Raw genomic sequence first — 25,558 nt, 5'->3', positions numbered from 1 at the left:
ATTTTCCACCATATATTATTTTGATAGAACGCTAAAATGGTATCATCGATTTTGGTTTATCAAGTCACAGATTAACTGTTTCTAGTTATGAATGTAGACTAAAAGCGCTATGAATGCGCGACTATATTTGTTACCTGATGTAACAACGGGGAGAGTACCCAATAAAAGTGCGCCCACACAATGTGGTGCAGGCGCTGTTACTTTGGCTGTTTAGAAGCTGGCGACCAAGTCATCCAGCGTTTTGGCAGAATCCGCTAAACGTTGAATCGCTTGTTCAGTGTCGAGCTGTTCATTCATTACAGCATCACTAATTTCACTAATTTGCTCAATGTTACGACCCACATCGGCCACTACGTTGCTTTGCTCTTCCGTTGCTGTTGCGATCAATGCAGTCATGTCGTTTATTTGATTTGCAGTTTCTGAAATCTCAAGCATTAGCTCTACTGAGGCTTGCATAGTTTGGACACTTTGCTCCGCTTGAGTGCTAGACTGCTGTATTTGATTGACTATGTTGTCAGATACTTGAGTGAGTTCAGAGATTGTTGCTTGAATTTCATCTGTAGAGTGTGAAGTTCGACTTGCTAAGGCTCTCACTTCATCTGCTACTACTGCAAACCCTCTACCATGTTCACCGGCTCGAGCTGATTCTATTGCCGCATTTAGGGCAAGCAGGTTAGTTTGTTCAGAGATCCCTCTAATGACGTCAACAATATTAGCAATTGATTGGGTCTTTTGTGCCAATGTCGCCACTTGACCTGCCATATTATCAATATCTCCAGCCAATAGATGAAGTGTTTCTTGGCTTTGTTGAACACCCAGTCTGCTGTCTTTGGTTGAAGCTTTACTTTGCTCAGTGAGCTTGGCTGTACTCGTTGCACTGCTGGCAATTTCTTGTACTGTTGCACCCATCTCATTAATCGCGGCAGCAACAGACATAGTTTGTGACTTTTGATCGTCCAAAGATTGTGAGTTTTGTTGGCTTTGTTTAAACACAGCTTCACTAGTAATACGAATTGAGCGGCTCTCTTCAGCTACTGAGTGGATCGCTTCCTCAATTTTACTAATAAACTGATTAAAGCCGCCAGCTAGCGCTTGTAATTCAGGCTGTGCGGAATCTGGCAAGCGATAGTTTAGTTTTGCATTGCCACTTCCTAGCTGCTCGAAAAGTTCAGCCATTTTCTTCAGTGGTGCACTGAGATTTTTAGCTAATAACATACTAATGATGCTGGCAACTAAAGCTATCACCAGCGAAAAGCCGATGATTTGCCATTGCAGAGCCGTGATCCCACTGTTAACTTCACTGGTTGGGACCTGAGCAATCACAAATAAATCGGTCTCTGGAATTGGGCTTGCGGCAACTAAATTAGCTTCGCCATCAACTTCGAGCTCCTTAACAATAAATTGTCTTGATGAAGTTAGGTCATGGCTTTGTTGGCCATAGAAATCCTCAAGTGAAGATTTTGCGACTTTGCTTGCGTCAGGGTGCAATTGCACAACCCCTTCTTTATTGACAACGAATACAAAGCCTGTTTGCTCGATTTTCATGTTGGCGAGCATTGACTGCATATCGTCAATACTTTTTGCAAGTCCAGCTAAACCTACCCCAGCTAATTGCTGGTGGTTAACGAACATCTTCACATCCCCTGGTGCTTCTTGGTAGATGCTGATTGAGTAAGCTTCAGCGCTGTTGGTAAAGCCAAAAAACCAACCATCTTGCTGCCGGTCTAAGACACGTAAAAAGCCTTTTTGATTCCAATACTGGCGGGTATCGCGGTTTGCCCAAGATGCTGTAACCAAGTCATATTGCGTTGCGATACGCTTGAGTTCGTCAACCAACAGTTGCTCATCTAAGGTATTTTGTTTTGCTGCTTGTGTGATAAGCAGGTTACTAGAAAGCTGTTGAGCTGCGTTTTTTAGTGTATCTATTTGCATGTGTAACGACTTGTTGATGCTTTCGATTTTACTAGGTAACTCCGACTGCATCATTCGTTCGTTGATTAATGTCTTGGCGCTGTAAAGCGAGGTAAACCCGATTAAACAAGCGACAGCAATCGCAATGATACTACCCAACAGGGTAATTCTCTGAGTAATTGTTAAGCCTGTGTTTTGCATTCGATTTGTGTGTGTAATCCCGTGGAACCGATTATTCTAGCATAGTAAATAACCAGCTCGGAACAAGTAACGGCGTTAGTTTCGAAAAAATAATTTAGAATTATAAAATAACGTTAATATCAGAACTTAGTGTTAAATCATGATGAGATAAATGAGAGTTAAGGTTGAGAGTAGGTGATAAAAGGCCACGATCTCAGGGAAGAAGGCGGCCTTGGTTACTAACAAGCGAACTGTATTTGTTGCAAATTTATCTATACTGATTACACGATTTTCTTCATCTCAGACATGTAACCACGCAGTGTTTCACCAATTTTTTCTACCGGATGATTGCGGATAGCTCGATTGACCGCGATGAGCTTCTGGTTATCAACATAATTATCATCGCCAGCTAACCCCTCACCAATTTCTTGTTTTGTAATGGCCTCCATGAACGGCTTTAACAAAGGCAAGCAGGCATGGTTATATAAATAGCAGCCATATTCAGCTGTGTCGGAAATAGTTCGGTTCATCTCAAATAGCTTTTTACGCGCAATAGTATTGGCAATTAATGGGGTTTCATGAAGTGATTCATAGTACGCAGACTCTTCAATGATCCCCGCGGCTGTCATGGTTTCAAAGGCAAGCTCTACACCTGCTTTTACCATTGCCACCATTAAAATACCTTTGTCAAAAAATGCTTGTTCTGAAATCTCAGTATCAGCATTGGCTTGTTTTTCAAATGCTGTCTGTGCGGTCTCAGCGCGCCAAGTGAGTAATTTTGTGTCATTCTCAGCCCAGTCAGCCATCATACCGGAAGAGAATTCACCACTGATGATGTCATCCATATGTTTGTTATACAGAGGGCGCATCAGCGCTTTTAGTTGCTCACTCAAGTCGAATGCTTTTACTTTTGCAGGGTTTGAAAGCCTATCCATCATGTTGGTTATGCCACCATGCTTTAGTGCTTCAGTGATGACTTCCCAGCCGTATTGTACTAGTTTCGATGCGTATCCAGGCGCGAGCCCTTCTTCGACCATTTTATCAAAGCATAGCAGTGAGCCAGTTTGTAACATGCCACATAAAATAGTCTGCTCGCCCATCAAGTCCGATTTTACTTCTGCGATGAATGAAGATTTTAACACACCGGCACGATGGCCACCGGTTCCTGCTGCGTAAGCTTTAGCTTGTGCCAGACCTTTACCCTGAGGATCGTTTTCTGGATGAACTGCAATCAGCGTAGGTACACCAAAGCCACGTTTGTACTCCTCGCGTACCTCAGTGCCAGGACATTTTGGCGCAACCATAATGACAGTGATGTCCTCACGCACCTGCATGCCTTCTTCGACGATATTGAAGCCATGAGAATAAGCGAGTGTTGCACCTTGTTTCATTAACGGCATAACTGCATTAACTACCGCGGTGTGCTGTTTATCTGGCGTTAAATTAAGTACTAAGTCAGCATCCGGGATCAATTCTTCATACGTGCCTACTACAAATCCATTTTCTGAAGCGTTTAAAAAAGATTGACGCTTTTCTTCAATGGCAGAAGGACGCAACGCGTAGCTTACATTGAGCCCCGAGTCACGTAGATTTAACCCCTGGTTCAAGCCTTGTGCGCCACAGCCGACAATGACTAGCTTCTTTCCGATTAGCACGTCGACACCTTGTTCGAATTCTTTGGGATCCATGAATTCACATTGCGAAAGTTGAGCCAATTGCTCACGTAAAGATAAAGTATTAAAGTAATTCGACATGGTATTTCCTGACTCTGGATAGAAATAAATTAAGCTCAGAGTAGGGCTAACTTTTAATTACGTAAAATGATATATTTGAACCATAGTGTTTCAAAAGGTGAAATACCGTGAACCATAAACAATTAAAATATTTCTTGGCGCTAGCAGATACATTACACTTTTCAAGAGCAAGTGAACGCTGCTTTGTGAGTCCGCCGACCTTAAGCCGACAAATTAAACAATTAGAAGAGGAAGTTGGTGCCGCTTTATTTTTACGAGACAACCGAACGGTTGAATTAACCCAGCAAGGCAAAGCATTTGTGCACTATGCTCAGTCAACGCTTGCGAGTTGGCGTCAATTTAAAACCGAGTGCTTGGATGATGATAAGCCTTTAACCGGTGAGCTTAGCTTGTTTTGCTCGGTAACCGCGACATACAGCTTTATTTATGATTTATTTGCACAGTTTCGTGCACAATATCCAAACGTTGAGCTGAATTTGATTACCGGAGATCCGGCTCATTCTATTGCAGAGGTTGCCAGTGGTAAGGAGGACGTTGCTGTCGCGGTTAAGCCCAAACACTTACCAAGTGGCATTGAGTATTTACCAATCGGGCGTTCACGGTTAGTCTTTATTGGCCCAACGATGGATTGCCCGCTGAAACAGTTGATTGAAACACATAGTCAGGGTGAAATGCCTTGGCAGCACCTGTCTTTTATCATGCCAGAGCAAGGCGTACTAAAAGAGCGTATTGATCTCTTTTGCAAAAAGCACAACTTTTCACCGAAAGTATATGCGCATGTTTCGGGCCATGAAGCAATGGTTGCACTTGCAAGTTTGGGCTTTGGGATTGCCTGTGTGCCAGAGATTGTGATCAGCCAAAGCCCATTTAAAAATCAAGTTCAGTTGCTACAGCTTAGATCGGATGAGATCGAAATAGGGCTTGTAACTAAGAATAAAAGATTATATGACCCAGTAGTAAAAGCCCTTTGGGGTACGGCAAAAGGATTATTTAAGCTGTAAAGCATCCATTCAGGTTGCGTGACTACACTGTGCCCATCCATGTTGAATGAATGAGGTGCGTCCGTGTCTACTATCTTGGTTGCACAAAGCAATAATAATATATTGACATCGCAACAAAAAATGCTCGAAGAGCAGGGCTATACAGTTGAGTTGTTAAGAGAGTTAGGTCAATTAAATGGCCTTTCTGGTAAGTCGATAAACGGCATTGTGTTGGATCAGACTATTGCGTCTGTACCGACCTGTGACTCAATTAACCAGTTTAGACAAAAGTTTAAAGCGCCTGTTATTGTGAGTCTTGATAGCGATGATGAAGATGTTCATAGCTTGTTTTTAGAATTAGGTGCAGATGAAGTTATTTCTAAAGATGCCAAGCCTAGATTATGGCGAGCAAGACTTGATGCTCTGCTCAGAAGGCAGTCAGCGAATGCACATTATGATGATACACCGCAACAATTAAGTTTTGGTCAACTGCATATAGACAAAAATACGCGTCGGGTAAGTTATGGGCAAGAGCGCATCGATCTGACCACCCATGAGTTTGAATTATTATGGCTACTCGCCAGTAACGGTGGCAAAGTGGTGAAAAGGGAGTTTGTATATGAACAGATTTTGGGTAAGTATTACCGACCAGACACACGCACAATAGATGTTCGAATTTCCCGCCTTCGCAAAAAGTTATATGACAACCCAAGTCGGCCTGAAAAAATAAAAACAATATGGCGCCAAGGTTACTTGTTTGTAACAGATGTCTGGAACTAGCAAAATATAATTTGATTTAGCGCAAAAGATACTTCGAATTTTTCGAAGATACACTTCGTACAAATTTGTTAAACTAATCGATTGAACAACAGCATAAACTTATTTTAATAAGTTTATGCTGTTGTTTTTTATTAGATAATATCAATCTTATTCCACAGCTACGGTGATTTGCAGAAGTGTATCAAGGTAGCAAAGTTGGAAAAATTGTTATTTATACAATGCAAATAATATTGATTGCTATTTAGGTGTGTGTATACTTTACGCCTAGTTATGAAAAATATAAACATAATTAGTCTCAAAGGAACAAATCAATGGCACTTAAAAAGTCTCTGTTAACGACTGCTATCCTTGCTGCTACTTTAGGCCTCACTGCATGTGGTGGGAGCTCTTCTAGCAACGATTCAAACAATAATGACAATACCAACACAACCCCACCGGCTACTAATGCTGCGCCAACTATCACAGTTGAAAGCGCTTCAGTTTCTGAAGACAGTCTTGGCGCTGCAGTTGCAAATATTTCTTTCGCTGACGACAGTGATGCAATTAACGCGTTAACTTTGACTATCTCAGATAATCGCTTTGAAATTGTGGAAGGTGTGGTAAAACTGAAAGCTGCAAACGCGCTAAACTTTGAGCAGGTTGAGGGCGGAAAAGTGTCGGTAACTATCACTGCAACTGACAGCAAAGGTGCAAAAACAGAAGTTGAAACCGAGATTTCAGTTCAGCAGATCAGCGAAGAAAATAAAGCAGGCGTTAACCGTTACGCTTTCAACAATACTCAAGGCGCTTCTTCGGTATCTTACTCAGGACAGATTGCTCGTCATGCAGCAATGGTTCATGTTAAGAGCTTGATGGGTCAGCTAGACAACGAAACGATTGGAAATGCGGCAGATCAGAAAACAGCGGCTGCGGCAATAACACAAATCAAAAACTTCTTAATGCCAACAGACGCAGTGGTACTTGACGAAACACTTGACTTTGCTGCAGCAATTAACGCACAACAAACCACGCTTGGACAAATCTCTAGCTCACTTAAAAAAGTAGCTGGTGAAGGTGGCAAAATTGCAGGCCGCGATAGCACTTACATGCATAAAGCATGGGAAGAAGACGGCAATATGATCGGCTGGAGTGATTTTGGCACGCAGCCAAAAACTCCTGAAGGCCTAGTGTTACATTATCTAGACCTGCTAGAAGCTCAACTGACTCAATTTGAAAATGGCTCGACCATCGAAGCTGAGCACAATGGCACAAAAGTGACCCTGAATAAATTGTACGTGACACCAGAAGGCCTAGACTTAGCTCAATTGGTACAAAAGCACTTAAACGGTGCAGTATCTCTTTCCCAAGCAGCAGATGACTACCTTGATGACTTACTAATTGGTGATAAATCAGCAAATAATGCAGCACTGGCGGATGGCAAGAGCTATACTGACCTTGAGCACAAGTTTGACGAAGGTTATGGATACTTTGGCGCTGCTATCGACTATCTTGATTACACCGATGATGAAATTGCAGGAAAAGGTGGCCGTGAAGCATATGGCAGTGGTTATCATGATTTAGACAAAGACGGTAAAATTAACCTACTGTCAGAGTATAACTTTGGTAATTCAACTAACGCTGCGAAGCGAGACCGTGGTACAGAGTCAAACACAAAACCGACAGATCTTACAGCTGAGGCTCAGCTAGCCTTTATTGAAGCACGTAAACTTATCGCAGATAACTTTGGTACTAATGTTGCTCAGTGGTCAGACGAAGATAAAGCGCGTTTAGAGACACTGCGTAACCAAGCACTTCTTGCGTGGGAAAAGTCAATTGCAGCAACAGTTGTACACTACATTAACGACACAATCTCTGATGATGACGGCGATTTAGACGATATTGCATCTGGTAATTTTGACGCTGATAAATTCTATACTGTCGCGAAGCACTGGTCTGAGATGAAAGGATTTGCTTTGAACTTCCAGTTTAATCCATTTTCTCCAGTAACAGACGCTGACTTTGCTAAAATTCATGAGCTAATGGGTGATAAGCCAGAGCTTGCTGCTGATAAAGTAGAAGCATATAAGAGCGCATTACTAGAAGCTCGTAGCATTATTGCAAATGCCTATGGCTTTGATGCAGAGAATGTTGCCAACTGGTAATCTACACTTTGCTTTATAACGTAAAAAGGTTAGCCGATGTATCAGCTAACCTTTTGTTGTATATAGATAATAGAGAACGCTAATGAGAGTATCTACACGTTTAAGCGCCGCAGCGTTTGCGGTCGCGTTAATATTGTCGGGCTGTGGAGAAAGCACTTCAAGCAGTCAAGGGTCTGGGGTAAAAGACAATGACAATTCAGGCACTGACAACCCGACCTTACCGACACAGTTTGATGAAGCTGCTTTGGTTGCTAATTTGGTAAACAATGTGCTGACCCCAGCGGTAACACAGTTTAACGAACTGGCTGTAACGCAACAGCTGGAAGTTGCAAATTACTGTTCAGGTGAAAAAAACTCAGCACAAAATGTAGCGACGTTGAAGCAAAGAGCTCAAGATAGCTGGCGCGCAGCCATGATGGGGTGGCAATACGTTGAGTTGATGCAGGTGGGACCGCTTACCACCAACAGTAAAGAATTAAAAAATAATATTTATGTTTGGCCTGCAACGGGCTCTCTTTGTGACATAGATTTAGATGTGGTGTATTTTGAAGCTGGTGTGATTAATGGGAATAGCAACAACCCTTACGACATTACACAGCGTACCGCGAATCGCAAAGGGTTAACTGCACTTGAACACTTATTATTTAGCACCAACCTTGTGCATAATTGTTCAACCGTGAATGATGCACTGGCACCATGGAATAACCGTTCTGATCAAGAAAAGCGTATTGCTCGCTGCGAATTTGCAACTGCTGTTGCTAAAGACATCGAAGGGCATAGCGACACATTACTCACTCAATGGAGTGGTGATAATGGCTACGCAAAGCAACTACTGAATGCGGGTCAACCAGGCTCAGCATTTGACACCCCACATTTGGCACTTAATGAAATCTCCAAAGCACTTTTTTATATGACTGAAGAGCTCAAAGACGGCAAAATTGCAACGCCTCTTGGTTTGGGCTTTCCGAATGCTTGTGGATTAGAAGCGTGTCCAGAAGCAGTTGAGTCGCCAATTGCTGAACATTCAAAAGAAAACCTACTGGCGAATATTCGTGCATTTAGGAATATTTTTACAGGTAACGGTCAAGATCCAGAAAATACGCTGGGCTTTGACGACTTCCTCGAAGCTGAGCAAGGTGATGAGGTCAAGGCGCGTATGCTTGCCGGTCTTGATGCCGCAGAAGCAACTTTGTTGGCAATAACGGGGAGCTTAAAAGCAGAGCTCGCGACATCTGCTGAACAAGTTACGCAGGCACACTCAGATGTTAAAAAGGTAACTGACGATCTGAAAACAGAATTTATTGAGAAACTTGCATTAGAGCTTCCAAAAACTTCGGCAGGTGACAATGACTAAACGCACTATAATAAAGAAATCTTTACTGGCGGCAGCGGTGATAATCGCGCTACCTCAAGCACAAGCTGCAGACGATAAACAAGATATAGAACATATCTCTATTATTAGTCATCATGATAAACTGAGAAAAGAAGCAGGCTCTGCAACTTTGCTTTCAGAGGCGCAGTTGGCGGAATATGAATATGATGATATTCACCGTATTCTGTCGAACGTACCTGGCGTTAATATCCGTGAAGAAGATGGTTATGGCTTGAGGCCGAACATTGGATTTCGCGGTGTGACACCAGAGCGCAGCAAGAAGATCACGATTATGGAAGATGGCGTGTTAATCGGCCCGTCTCCTTACTCGGCTCCCGCTGCCTACTATTTTCCTGTACCGACTAGAATGACAGCTGTGGAAGTCTTTAAAGGACCCGCGGCAATTAAACATGGCCCACAAACGGTAGCTGGCGCACTTAATTTAGTAACCCGTCAAGTTCCTGAGTTTACCGAAGGCGGAATTGACGTGGCTGTTGGTAGTGACGGCTACGCCAAAGCACATGGTTACTACGGTTCTGTGGTGAATAATGTTGGTTTTCTATTTGAAGCGGTAAATCTGCAAGCCGATGGTTTTAAAGAGCTAGATGGCGGTGGAGATACTGGGTTTGAAAAAAATGATATATTGGCAAAGTTTAATTATAAACTTTCTCAAGGTGGATATGACCACACGTTTGGGCTGAAGCTAAGCTATGCAGATGAACTATCTGATGAAACATACCTTGGCTTAACAGAGGAAGACTTTGCTCAAAATCCTTACCGCCGATACGCAGCTTCTCAACCTGCTGAAATGGATACTAAGCACTCTCAAATCATGCTTTCGCATATACTCGACGGTAACGGCGTAAACGTGACCACAAGACTTTATCGCAATGACTATGAGCGTGCATGGCTAAAGCTCAATGGTGTAGGCGCTAAAGGTGGTGCTTCATTATCCAAAATTATTGCAAACCCGGAATCGTTTGCAAATGAATATGGTGTGATCACAGGAGCACGGGATTCAGTTGTGGCTGGCTCAAATATTTTCTTGAATATGGGAACCAATGACCGCGAGTATTTCTCTCAAGGGCTGCAAGTCGACGCTAATAGTAATTTAACAATGTTTGGCTTGACTCACGATATTTCAGTCGGGGTTCGTTTTCATGAAGATGAAATTGAGCGCAAGCATTTTGAACAAGCCTATGCCATGGAAAATGGGATCTCGACACTGATTGAAGGGTCGAAACAGTTCACTTCTCTCAACACAGAAAACACCAAGGCTTGGTCAGTCTACATCGAAGATAAAGTGCAACTTGATGCCTTGACTCTCGGTGTGGGCTTGCGTGGTGAGCTGATGGATATGTCATATCAAGATAACAAAGACGCAGATGTGTGGATTGATAAAACAACTAGAATTTGGTTACCAAGCCTTAGTGGTTTTTATCAACTCTCTGATGATGCGGGTCTGTTATTCGGGGTGCATCAAGGGTTTGTACCTTCATCACCACTGCAAGATCCAGATATAGAGTTAGAGAAAAGTGTCAACTATGAGTTTGGTGGTCGCTTTAATGATGGCGTAACACAGTTTGAAATTGTGAGCTTCTTTAATGATTATGAAAACTTGAACGAAAGCTGCGGTCAATCGAACTGTGGCGTAAACGATCAGCAAGACCAACAGTTTAGTGGTGGTGAAGTTGATGTTTATGGTCTAGAAATGCAGTTTGCACAGCGTTACCCATTAAATCTGCAGATAGATATTCCGTATAGTTTGACATACACCTATACCAAAGGTGAGTTCCAAAATGAGCGTGCTACAACATTCGCTCAGTGGGGTTATATCAAAGCGGGCGATGAGCTTCCATACTTACCATCGCATCAAGCAACCTTTAATATAGGGCTAGCTGCAAGTGACTGGAAAGTAAATGTAGCGGTGAAATACATCAGTGAAATGTCTGAAGCTGCGGGCAGAAGTACAGAAGACTTCGAGCTTGTACTAGAGGGCGCAGAAGTGCCTAATACGACGATTGTTGATATATCAGCCAGCTATGAATTAGGTCGGTATGGCCAAGTATATGCGAAAGTAGACAACCTTTTTGACGAAACAGAAATCGTCAGTCGTCGACCTTATGGTGCACGCCCGGGTAAACCTAGGCAGTTTAGTTTGGGGTATAAGTACCAATTCTAAGCTTTCTTTTGGCGGCTCTTATACTAGAGCCGCCCAGTTGAGCATATTATTATTTTGTGATGGAAGTAACTATGTTAGAGCAACTATGGCAAAGCATTATCGATCTCCCAGGTTATTTATTTGATGCTAATAAGAGAGTGTATTTGCCATATTTGTTTAGTGCTATCTTAATGGCGATTCCCGTGTACTTTGCAGCAGAGCAAGCTAGAAGCGGCAAAGGTTTTTTAAGATTTATGTTCCCCAAGCGGGTATGGTGGTGTCAAAGTGCAAAATTAGATTATTGTTTGCTCGTGACTAATCGTTTAATAAAAGCTGCGACTTTTACGCCAATCGTATTGACTATGGTGCCTGTAGCGCTCGCTCTGTCTAGTGCACTTGAAGCGATGTTTGGTCCTGCATTACACTTGGACGCACCCGAATGGGTAGTTGTATTACTCTTCACTTTATTTTTATTTATAGTAGACGATCTAACCCGTTTTCTATTACATCTTATGCTGCATAAAATTCCATTCTTATGGGAATTTCATAAAGTACATCATTCTGCAAGTGTATTAACACCATTTACTATCTATCGCTCTCACCCTATTGAGAGTTACCTATATGCGTGCCGTATGGCGCTTACCCAAGGAATTGTCGTTGGTAGCGGATACTATGTATTCGGTAGTAGCCTCAGTATGTACGATATTCTTGGTGCGAACGCGTTTGTTTTTATCTTTAATATTTGTGGTGCCAATTTACGGCATTCTCATATTTGGCTGAGTTGGGGAGATAAGATAGAGGGGTGGTTTATTAGTCCTGCACAACATCAGGTGCACCATAGTGATAACCCTGCGCACTTTGATACCAATTTAGGATCTGCTTTGGCCATCTGGGATAGAATGTATGGTTCACTGATTAAAGCTTCCAAGGCAGAAAAAATAACGATTGGTGTTGGACAATATGATGCAGGTCATGACACCTTAACGGCTATCTATTTAAAGCCTTTTAAGCTGGCTTGGAAAACCTTGCTGCCAAAGAACAAGAAAAATCATCCCCCATTAAAGCCTCGCTAATTGTAAGATTTCAGGTTGATAAGGCAAAAGGAACTGAAGATAGAAAGAGGAAAATAGGCTGACGACGGGCATTGTCAGCCTATGTGGGAGAGTAGGCTCCCTAAATCGTTTTAATGTAACTGTGAAGCCGAACTGCGGTAGAATCCCAACTCATTTAGTTTTTTTATCAGCATTTTTGGATCTTCTAGTCCGCTAGGTGCTTCTTGATCTCTTAGAAAGTGATCTGACGGCACCGAGTGTAGATCTAGCATTTTATGGAACAAAACACTGCGAATTGTTAGCGCTGTCATTCCACCGTCCTGTATTGCATCAAGTCTATCTTGGAGGTCTGAAAAAGGCGCAGCCTTGACATCATCCACTACTGCAGAAAATTGACCATTTGATTTATTTTTCATCATGAAACCCCCAAAGGTATAGCTTGCTCACAATCCGGCGAGCAGAAGTAAAAAAGCCACTAATTATCAATTTATGTTCATAAAATAGATACTTACGGCAAATCCGATGTGTCCAGTTTACTCTGAAGTTGGTGTCAATTACCATCTTGGATGTAAAGCTTTGTAAATCGAATAATGAGTAGAATGAAATAATAGAATAGACGTCTAGAAGTAACTTAATGATATGAATATGGAAATAGTTCTCAGTACCAATAATGATACTGAGAACTGATTACCGAATTTAAGTGAACAATTTTTCTTTCACATGCTCTGCAAAACCACTACCAGCTTCTAGGTAGAAGTTATAGGTAGAATTTACTCCCATTTCCTCTAACTCTCTTTGCTGATCTGGATAATTAGCAATAGCGGTAACTTGTCCATCGTATCCTGATGCTTTCAGCTGCTCTAAGGCGTAAATGTTCTGCATATGTTTAGGCATCGCCAGCATGACCATTTCTACTTCAGAGTGATTTACCCGCTGCCAAAAATCAGGATCTGTGGCATCGGCAGTTAATACTCTACGACCTCGAGATACGTGCTTGTCTACTACTTCAGGTTTTATATCTACGCCTGCGACGGTATTGGGAAAGCTTGCTTGAATGGTTTCATAGGCACCAGTACCAATTCTGCCCATGCCAAAGATAACAATCTTAGTATCGGTAAGATTAACAGGAAGCTCTTCTTCTAAGCGATCCTGGCTTTCAAATTTTAATAGCCAAGGCTCCAGCTTAACATATATCTCATTTGAGCGTTTGTTCAAAGGGGATGCAACGACAAAGGTGATAGATACGGCGATAGCAACAACGGCTAACCAATCAGCAGCAACAGCGCCAGATGCTGAAGCTACAGCGCAAACAATAAGGCCAAACTCACTATAATTGGTTAAGGTAAAAGCGCTTAACAAGGAGGTACGAGCACGTAGCTTAAACATATTGGTGAATAGGTAATATAGAGACACTTTTATTGGCAATACCAGCACAAGTAACATAGCGATAAGTAACGCATCTAATGTGATAGTGGCATTCAAGCCAATATTTAAGAAAAACCCGACGAGTAAAATGTCCTTCACATTGAGCAGCGCCTTAGAAAGTTCACCCGCCTTTTTATGAGGTGCGAAAATCATGCCCATTATTAGTGCGCCTAAGTCACCTTTTAGACCTGCAAACTCAAAGGCATGATAACCTGCCACTAAGGCAAAAAAGAAGCCAAATAGAGGGAGTAACTCACCGTGTTTCGAGCGACTCAATATCCAAAACATCACGGGGCGAACCAAAGGTAGTGTGATCAATAATGCTAACGCCCAGATATTTGGTGCCTTCCCGGTGCTAACCGCAAGAAAAATAACTGCAAAAATATCTTGCATAACCAAAATACCAATCGATATTTTACCATGTAGGCTTGCCATTTCTCCTCGTTCCTCGAGGACCTTTACCGCAAACACCGTGCTAGAGAAGCTAAAGGCGAAACCCACAAGCAATGCACTTTGCCAGTCAAGTTCAGTAAACAGTGGTAAGCTCATCGCACCTAACATCAGTAAAAGGCTTGCAAAGAATGCGCTGCTCGTGATGATGTGCATGCTAGCTGGTGCCCAAACTTGTGGTTTGATTAGGTTTCCAACACGTAATTTCAAACCGATACTGAATAATAACAGTGTGACGCCAAGATCAGCGAGTTGGGTGAGTAGATCTGTGGTTTTGTGACCAAGCAAGTTTAAGACAAAGCCAGCCATTAAAAAACCAATGAGAGGGGGAAGTTTCAACTGGTAAACTGAAAACCCACATGCAAACGCGACAGCAAAATAGAGCAGTTCCATAACTTAATATTTTAATCCAAGATAACAGCAGTGTATCAAAACATCCTGATATATAAATTATAAATTTTCGCTGACAAGTGTGAAAAAATATGGTTATGATGCTGGTAAGGACATACCGGACAGGAGACGTAATGTTTAAGAAGATCCTAGCATCTGTCGGTATCGGTGCGGCAAAAGTTGATACTGTGTTGGAAACAGAGCATTTGCACCCGGGACAGAAGTTTCAAGCGCAAATTGTAGTAAAGGGTGGTGATGTTAGCCAAGAGGTAACTGGCCTTGAGCTTGCGCTATTAACGAGAGTAAAAGTTGAAGGTGAAGACGGTGAGTACTTTACCAACCATGTTATTGACCGATGGCGAGTAGGCGGGAGCTTTACAATAGAGCCTGGGGAGCAAAAGGTGATCCCGTTTGAGGCAAGGCTTCATTCAGAAACCCCAATCACAGAGATTAATGCTGGATTTAATCGCTGCCATGTTTGGGTCGAAACTGGATTGGACATTGATTTAGCTCTTGACCCTACAGATAAAGATGCACTGCATATTTATCCTAACGAAGCTGTTAAAGCATGTATGACAGCGATGGAACGTTTGGGCTTTAACTTGGTTAAGGCTGATGTGGAAAAAGGCTACTTGCGAGCATCAGAGTTTCAGTCTGTCTCTGGTTGCTATCAAGAACTGGAATATAAGCCACAATCACGTTCTCTGTTTGGTTTACAAGAAGTTGAACTTTCTTTTGTACCAGAAGCACATAAAACCCATGTTTTGATTGAACTTGACAGAGCGTTTAGGGGAGATGGGTACGTCGATCTAACGATTGAGCACGATCATGTCAATATTTCTCAGCTTTGCGATCAGCTCGAACGTTTGTTTTCATAAGGGGCAACTCAGCAAACCCAGAGGGTATTAAGCCATATTGACACAAGTATATTTTTGCGCCCAACGATGCTTGGGCGTTTTTATTTTAAACCATACCATTTGTCCTAGCTGGTCAGTCAATCTCATGGCTTTGAGCATGCAGCAACTAAAGCCGTGAAGCTAGAATCACTTCCTAGATTGACGTACATCAAGCTCAAATGGCTATAACAACTTATTGAGGCAGTGATGGATTGGCGGGTAGAAAGTTATGATACGCTCACGAAAGATGAACTATTTGAGATTTTAAAATTAAGGGTGGATGTGTTTGTTGTCGAGCAGGCATGCCCTTACCCTGAGATTGATGATGTAGATAGAGCACCAGAAACACAGCATCTATTTTTGCAAAGTAACACGAAAATATTGGCTTACGCACGTTGTTATCGACAGTCAGATTCGGTCGCTTCAATTGGTCGTGTCATTGTTTCTGCAGACATGCGTGGTAAGGGCGTCGCCCATACATTAATGGAAAAAGCCATCGCCAGCTGTGAGCAATCAATACCGCATCAACGCTTAGTTATCTCGGCGCAATGTTATCTTGATAAATTTTATTCGGGAATAGGTTTTGTGAAACAAGGATCAGAATACCTGGAAGATGGGATCCCACATCAGGATATGGTGTACACACAGTGTAAGCATAGCTAATACCAATTTGACTTAATACTTGCTCAATTTGAAGGAGTAAATCTGACGCTAACTGCGTTAAAAATTTCTTACTTAGAACAACTAAATAGCAAAATTTTCGCCTAGTTATCGACACGATTTTCTCGCCTCAAATAGACCACTTAATTAAGAAAATTGGTATAACAACATAGATCATTATAGCGGGGGCAGAAGTTCTGCCCCTTTTTGAAAAGCTTGGTATAAATTGTGTTTACAGTGAGTTTAAGAATACTGCAGCAATCGCAACTGGGCAGACAAAGCGAATATACCAAGGCCAAATTTTCCAAAACAGGCCATTTGCGACTTCGGGGCAGCCTGATTCGATTTCTTTGAGCAATTTTGCACGATGCCAAATCCAGCCGACAAATACACAGCAAAGCATACCTAATAACGGTTGACCAAATTTGGTTGTCAGGCTAACCGTGAAGCCAAATAATGTTTCAATATTGACCAAAATAGTCAAGCTGACAGCGGTTACCAGCGCTCCAATAATCCAAGTAGCTTGAACTCTGCCTAAAGCAAAACGTTCAACAGCATAAGAAACCGGTGCTTCTAACATTGAGATTGAAGAAGTTAGCGCTGCAATGCTCATTAACGCAAAAAATGCAAAGCTTACCAACAGACCAATGCTACCCATACTATCGAACAACGCTGGAAGTACTTGGAAGACTAAGGTGTCTTCGTTGAGCAGAGCACCATCAGCTGCAAAAATCTCAACGCCTTGAGCCTGTGCAACGTACATCGCTGGAATAATCAATAGACCTGCGACAAATGCGATAAACACATCGATAAGTGTAACCATGGCACCGAGTGATACTAAGTTCTCTTTCTTACTAATGTAGGAGCCATAGATAATCATTACACTCGTACCAAGTGATAGTGAGAAAAATGCTTGCCCCAGTGCATCGACTAATAACTGCGGATTGAGCACGGATGAAAAATCAGGCACTAAGTAAACCCTTAACCCTTCAACAGCCCCATTTTGTGTTAATACGTACGCTATCAATGAAAACAGAATGCCGATAAGTGCTGGCATGAGTCGTTTTGACCATTTTTCGATGCCATTCTCAACTCCCTTACTGATGATAAGCACCGTAAGCGCAATAAAGGCCGCCGTAAAGACAATATTGCGTGACATTGAAGCGTCTTCGAGCCATGACTGTGCTTGCACTGCGCCGGTGATTTCTGCAATTGGCTCTAGCGTCGCACTAAACATCCAGCCAGCTACAATGGCATAAAAGCTCAGGATCAGACCCGCACAGATAATCCCACCAAAGCCCACCACAAAGGCAAGCTTACTCTGCCAGGCTGTATTGGTGAGCTTGCGCAGCGAAGAAACTGCGTTCGCTTGACCATGACGGCCAATAACTAACTCTGCCATTAACGCTGGATATGCGAGACAGAACGCCAAAACTAGATAAACGAGAACAAATGCTGCACCACCATTTGATGCGGTTTGTGTCGGGAACCCCCAAATGTTTCCCAAGCCAACCGCAGAACCTGCGGCAGCCATAATAAAACCAAAGCGAGAGCTGAACTCTCCTCGGATATTGCTCATAATTATTATACTTCTCTAAAAATTGCTAACGGCGATGACAATCTACTGTAATTAAAAAGAAATAAAAAGAGTAAATTACCTTGATTTGGCGCAAGGTTGAGGCGGATTTTTAGTCGTAACTCGTATGTTGCACCAAAAGCACGTTTAAGCACTTATAACTTAATGTTTTCACAATTAATTCTACAATGGGTATGTCACAGTGTAGCGACTTATTTACATTAATTATTTTTCTTTACAGGGGAGTGAAAGAACAAATTTTGCCCCTCCTAGCCGCTCTGATTGACTCACTGTAGCTTTTCCATGGTGCCAATCCATGACCTTGGCTACGATAGCAAGGCCTAAACCATAGCTTTTTCCAGCTCTATTACGATGAGTTTGTTCTTGGAAAAATGGACTGAAAACTTTGTCCCAGTTTTGTCTTGCGATCCCAGGGCCATCATCTTCAACAGTAATCGTTAACCAATGCTCAGAACGATAGGCACTGAGTAATACTGTACTGGTAGCAAAGTCACAGGCGTTACTAATCAAGTTACTGATAGCGCGGGCGAGCCAATGGAGATCACCTGTGATTGATAACGTTTCAGGCACCTCAACGCGACCCGATAGTTGGTTTTTTTGCAGTTTGGGCTGCATTTGCTCCATAAGGTCATTACCGTAGCGAGATAGGCTAGTACTTTCATGTTTTAGCAAATGTGACTTCTGCTCAAGCGTAGCAAAGGAAAGATAGCTAGACAGCATGTCTTCCATTTGGTCTAAATCTTTCTCCATCCTTCCCAAATAATCATGTATTGCGCTAATGTCGTCTTCATCTAGGGCCGCATCTAGCCCAAACCTCAAACATGCAACTGGTGTTCTTATGTCATGAGATAAACTTGAAGCCATGAGTTTATTTTCGGCCATTAACTTTTCTATTTGACTGGCCATGCGATTAAATGTGTTTTCTAAATCTCGTATGTAAGTGAAGTGATTTGGAGTGATACGTGCACTCAGGTTGCCGCTGGCAAAATGCTTTGCTGCGGTATTGAGCACAATTAAACGCTTAACTAACGGTGATAAGATGAACCACAAAATTGCACAAATGCCGCCATAGAAAAATAATGTCAGTAAAACGTCATAATCCGCTTGTTCGACTTCAGGACGCCACTCCAGCTCTATATAATCTGGTGCCATGTCGGGCGTTGTTTTGAGTAGATAGACATTTTCGTTTTCAATTACCAGCCCTTCAGGTAATAGCATTTGCTGCTTTAGCTCAGTGGGCATGGCGAGGGTGTCACCATCCTTGTAGGTAATATGAAGACCAAATTGTTCGGCAATAACTGTTGTAGCCGCAAGGCGAGCATCTGGTTTCTTTTCAGCGACTTGTATCGCTAAACCTGACATTAATTTACTTTGCCATTCAAAGCTATTTTCAATTGGGGCAGTTTGTTGATTATAGGTATCTATAACCCAGCCGAGGACAAAAATAGAAACCAGCGCTCCGGCAAGCAGGTAAATATAAAGTTTTTTCACAATAACGGTATGCTTTAGACGTTACCAAGCTGAGGGGACAAGCAAGTAGCCTTTTCCCCACACGGTTTTGATTTTTTCAGGGTTTTGAGGGTCATCATTAAACTTTTTGCGCAATGCAGAAATCAATACATCAACACTTCTGTCAAGGCCATCATATTCACGCCCTTTTGTCGCTTTAAATACAGCGTCACGAGATACGACTTCCCCAGCATGGCTTGCTAAAAATTGTAGCAATAAATACTCTGCGCTCGAAACGATAATTTCTTGAGCGCCGACAGATACCTTGCGAGCTTGCGTATCTATCGTTAGTTGACCGACGACTAACTCATGCTTTGCTGCTTGATGGTCAAGGGGCTTTTCTTGTGCTGCTCTTACGTTAGCTTTTATCCGAGCAAGAAGAGCACGAGGGCGAACAGGCTTAATTACATAGTCGCTAGCACCGACTTCTAAACCGATGACTTCGTCCATTTCTTCATCTTTGGCGGTAAGCATAATTACGGGTTTATTATAAAATTGACGTAAATCTCGACAAACGCTAATGCCGTCTTTACCAGGTAACATCAGATCGAGCAGTACAAGATCGGGGTCTAAAGACTTAACGCGCTCAATGACTTCATCACCACGATAACAGCAATGAGTTTTATAGCCTTGATTATCGAGGTATTCCGCTACCCACTGTGCCAGTGAGATATCATCTTCAACCAGTAAAATAGTACCGTATTGCTCCATCTTTTGCTCCAAACTTTAGTATTTCCCTGTCGAGTATAATCACAGAAGCGCTTGTGTCTGTAAATAAGTGTAGGTTGGTAATCTAAAATTTATTCCATTTTTTAAATTCAACTTACCTACAGGACGTAGGTACCTTAGCGAAAGCTGGACACGGAAAAGTTAACTTGTGCTTTAGCAACAACAATGAGTTGGAACATTCCTTATCCAAACCTCAGCTCATATAGCAAGCTAGATAGACAGCAGAAAGGTGTAGGAAAGTGTCTAGGAAAAGCAAAAACTTTGGTCGCAACGCTACGGCAAATTGCTTTTCCTAAATATTGAGTTTAACACTGTACTTATTTGACGTTGAGCTTTTCAATCAAACTCTCTGCAAGATGTACCTGCATGTCAGCTGTTAGAGCTGAAACTTCAGTTTGCGTACACGCACCAGCTGTTTTTTCCAGCGAAGACAGCGTTTTAGTTACTTTGTAGCTTGGTATCTCAACAGGAGAACTTGAGCGCTGACGGCGAGCTTCTTCTGTGTTTTGAGCAGCAATAAATGACAATATTTCACGCTCATTGGCAATTTTTTCTTCTTCAGTGAAGGTAAATTGTAAGGGGATCCCTTGAAATCCAGCACTATCGACTGATGACTTAGCAAACCAGACAACATCAGAAGATGCTTGGTGTGATAAGCGCATACTTACTGAAGCGACAATATTGCCACATTGAAATGCCGGAGAATTTTGTGCCAGCTCGGCAATGTGTGGGTGCGGATTTCTAGGCCTATCTAGTGCATATGTTTTATTCGCCGCGAACTCTAAATCTAGCTGGTGAATAGTGAGCGTGTAGTCTGCCTGTTTTGTGGCGACAACCTGTAACCCTTTTTGCTCTAATAAACTAACAATTTGTTTTCGTAAGGTATCTGTAAGGCTGACTTTAGCCGCGTTGATAGCTATGGTGTTACCTTGAATGAGTGGGTGTGCAGGCAGTTGTACAGACTTAATTCGTGCCGAATTCAGTTCAGTACTATAGCTGATTTGGTAAACTGACTTTTTCAGTAATGGTTTCTGTGGCACCGTTAGTTTCGGCGCTAATGGCGCTGTGGTGACACATCCAATAAGTAGACTTGTACATAGAGCTGCTAGCACTAAACGCATTAAAATACCTCAAATAAACAGTTATTTTCTTATATTTAGTGAGTTCCGCCAATTCATCATGTTAGTATGGCGAGCGAGTGTTAATGAAATGAGTCATTATGAAGTCGCTAATTCTCACATTAGTTTGTATTTTTTGCTGTAGTTATTCAAAAATAACGGTCGCGAAAACTCCAAACCAGCAATGGTCACAATTTTTAAAGAGCTATTCTAAGCAAGTCGAGCGTAAACTGAAAGAAAAATCGGTACCAGGTGCTGCTTTGTCTGTTGTGCATATTGAGCATGGTAGTTACGTAAAGGGGTTTGGCCAGACAAAAAGCCGAAAAGGCAGTCGTGTTGATGAACATACTCGCTTTCGGCTAGCCTCGGTTTCCAAAACATTTGCAGGAAGCTTAGCAGCGAAGCTGGCGAGCGAAGGTCATTTTAATATCGATGACAAAGTAAGCTTATATCTTCCGCAGTTTATCGATGGTGACTACAGCCAACTTAAACTTTACCACCTTCTGAGCCACTCCAGTGGTTTGGTACCAAACGCGTACGATAATTTAATTGAATCGCGAATGGAGTACCCACAGATTGTAGAGCGCTTATTACAGGTTGAAGCTCTGTGTCAGCCCGGCCAGTGTTACGGGTATCAGAATGTCATGTTTAGTTTGATCGGTGATGTTATCGAGAAAACAACGGGGATCAGCTATCAAACATGGATGCAGGAGTTCATATTTGCTCCGCTTAATATGCGAGATGCAGGCCTTGGAGTCGAGCAAATGACGAAGGATAATAATTTTGCGTGGCCGCATGTCAGGGGAAGAAAACGTTGGCACACTGCTAAATTGAAGCAACACTATTATAAAGTATTACCAGCGGCCGGTGTGAATGCTAGTGCGACAGATATGGCACAGTGGTTAAAAGCGCAATTGGGCTTATATCCGAGCGTATTATCGCCTGAGGCATTAAGTAAACAATCAATGCCTTATACTTTAACTAAGCGTGAGTTACGTCGACGGGTATGGCGTGAACATGTTGAGGCCGCATACTATGGCCTGGGTTGGAGAATCTATCAATATGATGGTAAACGCCTTTACTACCACAGTGGTTGGGTGCAAGGGTATAGAACAGACGTGGTAATTATTCCCGAGCTAGGCATTGGCTTTAGTTTGTTGCTAAATGCTGAAAGCGGTGTAATAAATCAACTCACCAATGACTTTTTGATAGATGTACTCACGGGAGATGCTATTTTAATGCCGGTGTTGAGTGAGCGAGAGATTAAAAGAGTTAAGGCGGAAGAAGCTGAGCTACTTGAAGGTATCACGCCACCTTTGACGCAAGGCAGCGTGACAAAAGAAAATTAATTACGTGGCAATTGAATTTTCTTGTCTTCGCTTTGACGGTATAACACGATGATGTGGCCAATCGTCTGTACCTTGTGCGCGTTTGTTTCACGAACAATTGCTTCAAAAATCAGTTGCTTAGTTTCACGATCATTTGTTGGTACTTTCACCTTGATGAGTTCGTGAATGTTTAGGTTTTGCTCAATTTCGGCCATTACGCCTTCGGTGAGGCCATTAGCGCCTAGAAGCACAACTGGATTTAAGTTATGAGCGAGCCCTTTTAGGAACTGCTTTTGTTTATTTGATAAGGTCATATTGATACAATCTTATTTATTAAAAGGCTTGAATTATCGATATTCTAACGCCATCTAGACAATATTACTAATGAGTTATAGTTAATATGGCAAATAAAAAACACTCCGCCAGTTCTAAACGTTGGTTAAAAGAACACGTAGAAGACCCTTATGTACATGAAGCCCAAAAACGTGGCTATCGATCACGAGCGGTTTTTAAGCTGGAAGAAATCCAGCAAAAGGATAAATTGATCCGTAAAGGTATGACGGTAGTTGATTTAGGGGCCGCGCCGGGTAGCTGGTCCCAATATTTAGCTGAACAAGTAGATATTGATGGGCAAGTAATAGCGTGTGATATTTTACCTATGGACTCGTTAGCGGGCGTTGACTTCCTTCAGGGAGACTTCAGAGAAGAAGCGGTATTAAATGCACTGCTTGATAGAATTAACGGCAAAAATGTAGATGTGGTGTTTTCAGATATGGCGCCAAATATGAGCGGTAATATGTCTACCGATCAATCTGGCAGTATGTATTTGGTCGAGCTAGCATTAGATATGTGCCATCAAGTGCTAAAACCAAACGGGGCATTTGCGGTTAAAGTTTTCCAAGGCGAAGGCTTTGATCAATTTGTGCAAGAAGTACGTAATTGTTTTAAGGTTGTAAAGATCCGTAAACCAAAAGCGTCTCGTCCTCGATCACGAGAAGTATATGTAGTGGCGACAGGTTACAAACTGTAGTACAGTTGGAAAGCATCAAGTTGAATTTGAATTTTTTTGGATACAAGAGGTTAACTCCTTGAGCGATATGGCTAAAAATCTAATACTCTGGTTAGTAATTGCGGTTGTACTAATGACCGTGTTCCAGAGCTTTAACGGTGGCGAACAATATGATCGCCAAACGAGTTACACACAATTCGTGAAGGACGTGCGCAGTGGTTCTGTTCGTGAGGTCAGTATTGACCGTCAAACAGGCGTAATTAGTGGCGTTCGTTCTAGCGGAGATCGTTTCCAAACAGTGATCCCATTGACTGATTTAGACTTGGTCAACGATTTGCTTAAGAACGATGTAAATATTAAAGGTGTAGCGCCAGAAGAGCAGTCTTTCTTGGCAAATATCTTTATATCCTGGTTCCCAATGCTTCTGCTCATTGGTGTATGGATCTTTTTCATGCGCCAAATGCAAGGCGGGGGCGGCAAAGGCGCAATGTCGTTTGGCAAGAGCAAAGCTCGCTTAATGAGTGAAGATCAAGTCAAAACAACATTTGCGGACGTTGCAGGCTGTGACGAAGCGAAAGAAGACGTAACTGAACTGGTGGACTTTTTACGAGATCCATCAAAGTTCCAAAAGCTAGGTGGCAGCATCCCGAAAGGGGTATTGATGGTAGGTCCTCCTGGTACGGGTAAAACTTTACTTGCTAAAGCGGTAGCAGGTGAAGCAAAAGTACCTTTCTTTACCATCTCTGGTTCTGATTTCGTTGAAATGTTTGTGGGCGTTGGTGCTTCTCGGGTTCGTGATATGTTCGAACAAGCGAAAAAAGCAGCACCTTGTATCATCTTCATTGACGAAATCGATGCCGTAGGTCGTAAACGTGGTGCAGGTATGGGTGGTGGTCATGATGAACGTGAGCAAACACTAAACCAGATGCTAGTAGAGATGGATGGTTTTGAAGGCAATGAAGGTATTATCGTCATTGCTGCTACTAACCGTCCAGATGTATTAGACCCTGCATTATTGCGTCCTGGTCGTTTTGACCGCCAAGTTGTTGTGGGTCTTCCTGATATCCGTGGTCGTGAACAAATCTTAAATGTTCACATGCGCAAAGTTCCATTAGATGATAACGTTGAAGCATCGGTAATTGCACGTGGTACACCAGGCTTCTCTGGTGCTGACTTAGCTAACCTTGTAAACGAAGCCGCCTTATTTGCAGCTCGTGGCAATAAGCGCAAGGTAAGCATGGCTGAGTTTGACGCTGCAAAAGACAAAATCATGATGGGCGCTGAGCGTAAGTCCATGGTAATGAGTGAGCAAGAAAAAGAAATGACGGCGTATCATGAAGCTGGTCATGCTATTGTTGGTCGCCTAGTACCTGAACATGATCCGGTTTATAAAGTATCCATTATTCCTCGTGGTCGCGCCTTAGGTGTAACCATGTATTTGCCGGAGCAAGATCGCGTAAGTCACTCAAAGCAACATCTAGAGTCTATGCTTTCAAGCTTATACGGTGGTCGTATTGCTGAAGCGTTGATTTACGGTGACGACAAAGTCACGACAGGTGCAAGTAACGACATTGAACGTGCCACTGATATTGCCAAAAAAATGGTTACGCAGTGGGGGTTAAGTCCTAAGCTTGGACCACAAATGTATTTAGAAGAGCAGGGCGAGATGTACATGGGTGGTGGTTCTCACCGTATGTCTGGTATGTCAGATGAAACTGCTAAGCTTATTGATGCGGAAATTAAAGATTTCATCGATCGTAACTATCAACGTGCTGAGCAAATCCTAAAAGACAATATGGATATTCTTCACACAATGAAAGATGCGTTAATGAAATATGAAACGATTGATGCATTGCAGATTGATGACTTAATGGAGCGCCGTGATGTTCGTCCACCAAGGGATGCGCATGACGTCAAGCCAGAAAAAAAGGTAGAGTCTGAATCTGCCAAAGTGACAGAGTTAAAACCGGAGTCAAAAGCTGAAAAGCCAGCAGATGACCAGCCTAGTGATAGCACATCAAACTCAGAGCTTGATGACAAATCGTAAGGTCAGGTAGAATATGACAGCCCCGAGCAATCGGGGCTTTTTTGTATCAATAGATTCAGGGTGTTATTA

The 25,558-nt window shown here is 42.4% G+C and carries 20 protein-coding genes; 11 read left to right on the top strand and 9 right to left on the bottom strand.

All coding sequences use genetic code 11. The annotated features are described in order from the left end of the window. Positions 1–210: 210 nt before the first annotated feature. Both HUZ36_RS14880 and ilvC read right to left on the bottom strand, forming a co-directional pair. The gene (locus tag HUZ36_RS14880; protein WP_176033258.1) at positions 211–2,112 is read right to left on the bottom strand and encodes a methyl-accepting chemotaxis protein; all 1,902 of its coding nucleotides are present in this window, start codon (positions 2,110–2,112) and stop codon (positions 211–213) included. Between the two features lie 260 nt (positions 2,113–2,372). Further along, positions 2,373–3,845 (bottom strand): ketol-acid reductoisomerase, encoded by a 1,473-nt coding sequence (gene ilvC / locus HUZ36_RS14875; protein WP_128729850.1) that lies wholly within the window; start codon positions 3,843–3,845, stop codon positions 2,373–2,375. Between the two features lie 107 nt (positions 3,846–3,952). Between ilvC and ilvY the strand changes: the two genes are divergently transcribed. The 6 genes from ilvY to HUZ36_RS14845 all read left to right on the top strand — a co-directional run bounded on the left by ilvY (position 3,953) and on the right by HUZ36_RS14845 (position 12,352). Continuing rightward, on the top strand, positions 3,953–4,846 hold the full coding sequence (ilvY, locus tag HUZ36_RS14870; protein WP_176033257.1) for an HTH-type transcriptional activator IlvY: 894 nt from the start codon (positions 3,953–3,955) through the stop codon (positions 4,844–4,846). A 63-nt stretch (positions 4,847–4,909) separates the two neighbouring features. Continuing rightward, complete coding sequence (locus tag HUZ36_RS14865; RefSeq protein WP_147390659.1) at positions 4,910–5,605, top strand: response regulator transcription factor; 696 nt, start codon at positions 4,910–4,912, stop codon at positions 5,603–5,605. Between the two features lie 311 nt (positions 5,606–5,916). Then, the gene (locus HUZ36_RS14860; protein ID WP_176033256.1) at positions 5,917–7,746 is read left to right on the top strand and encodes a DUF4856 domain-containing protein; all 1,830 of its coding nucleotides are present in this window, start codon (positions 5,917–5,919) and stop codon (positions 7,744–7,746) included. Positions 7,747–7,828: 82 nt separating this feature from the next. After that, complete coding sequence (locus HUZ36_RS14855) at positions 7,829–9,100, top strand: imelysin family protein (protein ID WP_176033255.1); 1,272 nt, start codon at positions 7,829–7,831, stop codon at positions 9,098–9,100. Continuing rightward, positions 9,093–11,300, top strand: a complete 2,208-nt coding sequence (locus tag HUZ36_RS14850) for a TonB-dependent receptor family protein (protein ID WP_176033254.1) — start codon at positions 9,093–9,095, stop codon at positions 11,298–11,300. The genes HUZ36_RS14855 and HUZ36_RS14850 overlap by 8 nt, the downstream gene beginning before the upstream one ends. Before the next feature lie 71 nt (positions 11,301–11,371). Beyond that, on the top strand, positions 11,372–12,352 hold the full coding sequence (locus HUZ36_RS14845) for a sterol desaturase family protein (RefSeq protein ID WP_176033253.1): 981 nt from the start codon (positions 11,372–11,374) through the stop codon (positions 12,350–12,352). Positions 12,353–12,462: 110 nt separating this feature from the next. Here the strand turns inward: HUZ36_RS14845 and HUZ36_RS14840 are convergent, their stop codons facing one another. Beyond that, positions 12,463–12,750 carry a hypothetical protein gene (locus HUZ36_RS14840; RefSeq protein WP_125252856.1) on the bottom strand — a complete coding sequence of 96 codons (288 nt, stop codon included), beginning with the start codon at positions 12,748–12,750 and terminating at the stop codon, positions 12,463–12,465. A gap of 277 nt (positions 12,751–13,027) precedes the next feature. Next, a complete protein-coding gene (locus HUZ36_RS14835) occupies positions 13,028–14,599 on the bottom strand; it encodes a cation:proton antiporter family protein (protein WP_128729845.1) in 1,572 nt (523 codons plus the stop codon). Positions 14,600–14,730: 131 nt separating this feature from the next. On the opposite strand from HUZ36_RS14835, the gene HUZ36_RS14830 reads away from it, so the two are divergent. Both HUZ36_RS14830 and HUZ36_RS14825 read left to right on the top strand, forming a co-directional pair. After that, positions 14,731–15,474 carry a sporulation protein gene (locus HUZ36_RS14830; protein WP_176033252.1) on the top strand — a complete coding sequence of 248 codons (744 nt, stop codon included), beginning with the start codon at positions 14,731–14,733 and terminating at the stop codon, positions 15,472–15,474. Between the two features lie 225 nt (positions 15,475–15,699). Further along, positions 15,700–16,155 (top strand): GNAT family N-acetyltransferase, encoded by a 456-nt coding sequence (locus tag HUZ36_RS14825; RefSeq protein ID WP_176033251.1) that lies wholly within the window; start codon positions 15,700–15,702, stop codon positions 16,153–16,155. Positions 16,156–16,384: 229 nt separating this feature from the next. Here the strand turns inward: HUZ36_RS14825 and HUZ36_RS14820 are convergent, their stop codons facing one another. The 4 genes from HUZ36_RS14820 to HUZ36_RS14805 form a co-directional block, all read right to left on the bottom strand. Beyond that, the gene (locus HUZ36_RS14820) at positions 16,385–17,731 is read right to left on the bottom strand and encodes a sodium-dependent transporter (protein WP_176033250.1); all 1,347 of its coding nucleotides are present in this window, start codon (positions 17,729–17,731) and stop codon (positions 16,385–16,387) included. 222 nt (positions 17,732–17,953) lie between these two features. Next, positions 17,954–19,240: a sensor histidine kinase gene (locus tag HUZ36_RS14815; RefSeq protein WP_176033249.1), complete on the bottom strand. Its 1,287-nt coding sequence runs from the start codon at positions 19,238–19,240 to the stop codon at positions 17,954–17,956. 21 nt (positions 19,241–19,261) lie between these two features. Then, positions 19,262–19,969 (bottom strand): response regulator, encoded by a 708-nt coding sequence (locus HUZ36_RS14810; protein WP_147390816.1) that lies wholly within the window; start codon positions 19,967–19,969, stop codon positions 19,262–19,264. Between the two features lie 335 nt (positions 19,970–20,304). Next, the gene (locus tag HUZ36_RS14805; RefSeq protein WP_176033248.1) at positions 20,305–21,108 is read right to left on the bottom strand and encodes a hypothetical protein; all 804 of its coding nucleotides are present in this window, start codon (positions 21,106–21,108) and stop codon (positions 20,305–20,307) included. A gap of 98 nt (positions 21,109–21,206) precedes the next feature. Between HUZ36_RS14805 and HUZ36_RS14800 the strand changes: the two genes are divergently transcribed. Continuing rightward, entirely contained in the window at positions 21,207–22,454 is a 1,248-nt protein-coding gene (locus tag HUZ36_RS14800) for a serine hydrolase domain-containing protein (protein WP_125252864.1), read from the top strand. Here HUZ36_RS14800 and yhbY read toward each other — a convergent pair. Then, positions 22,451–22,747, bottom strand: coding sequence for a ribosome assembly RNA-binding protein YhbY (gene yhbY, locus HUZ36_RS14795; RefSeq protein WP_099640497.1), 297 nt, complete (start codon positions 22,745–22,747; stop codon positions 22,451–22,453). The two genes, HUZ36_RS14800 and yhbY, sit on opposite strands and share 4 nt — an antisense overlap. A gap of 86 nt (positions 22,748–22,833) precedes the next feature. Here yhbY and rlmE point away from each other — a divergent pair, with 86 nt between their 5' ends. Beyond that, a complete protein-coding gene (rlmE, locus tag HUZ36_RS14790; protein ID WP_099028807.1) occupies positions 22,834–23,463 on the top strand; it encodes a 23S rRNA (uridine(2552)-2'-O)-methyltransferase RlmE in 630 nt (209 codons plus the stop codon). A gap of 67 nt (positions 23,464–23,530) precedes the next feature. Beyond that, positions 23,531–25,489 (top strand): ATP-dependent zinc metalloprotease FtsH, encoded by a 1,959-nt coding sequence (ftsH, locus tag HUZ36_RS14785; protein ID WP_125252865.1) that lies wholly within the window; start codon positions 23,531–23,533, stop codon positions 25,487–25,489. The last annotated feature ends 69 nt before the right edge of the window (positions 25,490–25,558 follow it).

The sequence above is a fragment of the Pseudoalteromonas sp. McH1-7 genome (assembly GCF_013366255.1).
GTDB lineage: Bacteria > Pseudomonadota > Gammaproteobacteria > Enterobacterales > Alteromonadaceae > Pseudoalteromonas > Pseudoalteromonas peptidolytica.
Note: the sequence above shows the minus strand (reverse complement) of the source record. Positions and strands in the feature narration are given on the sequence as shown.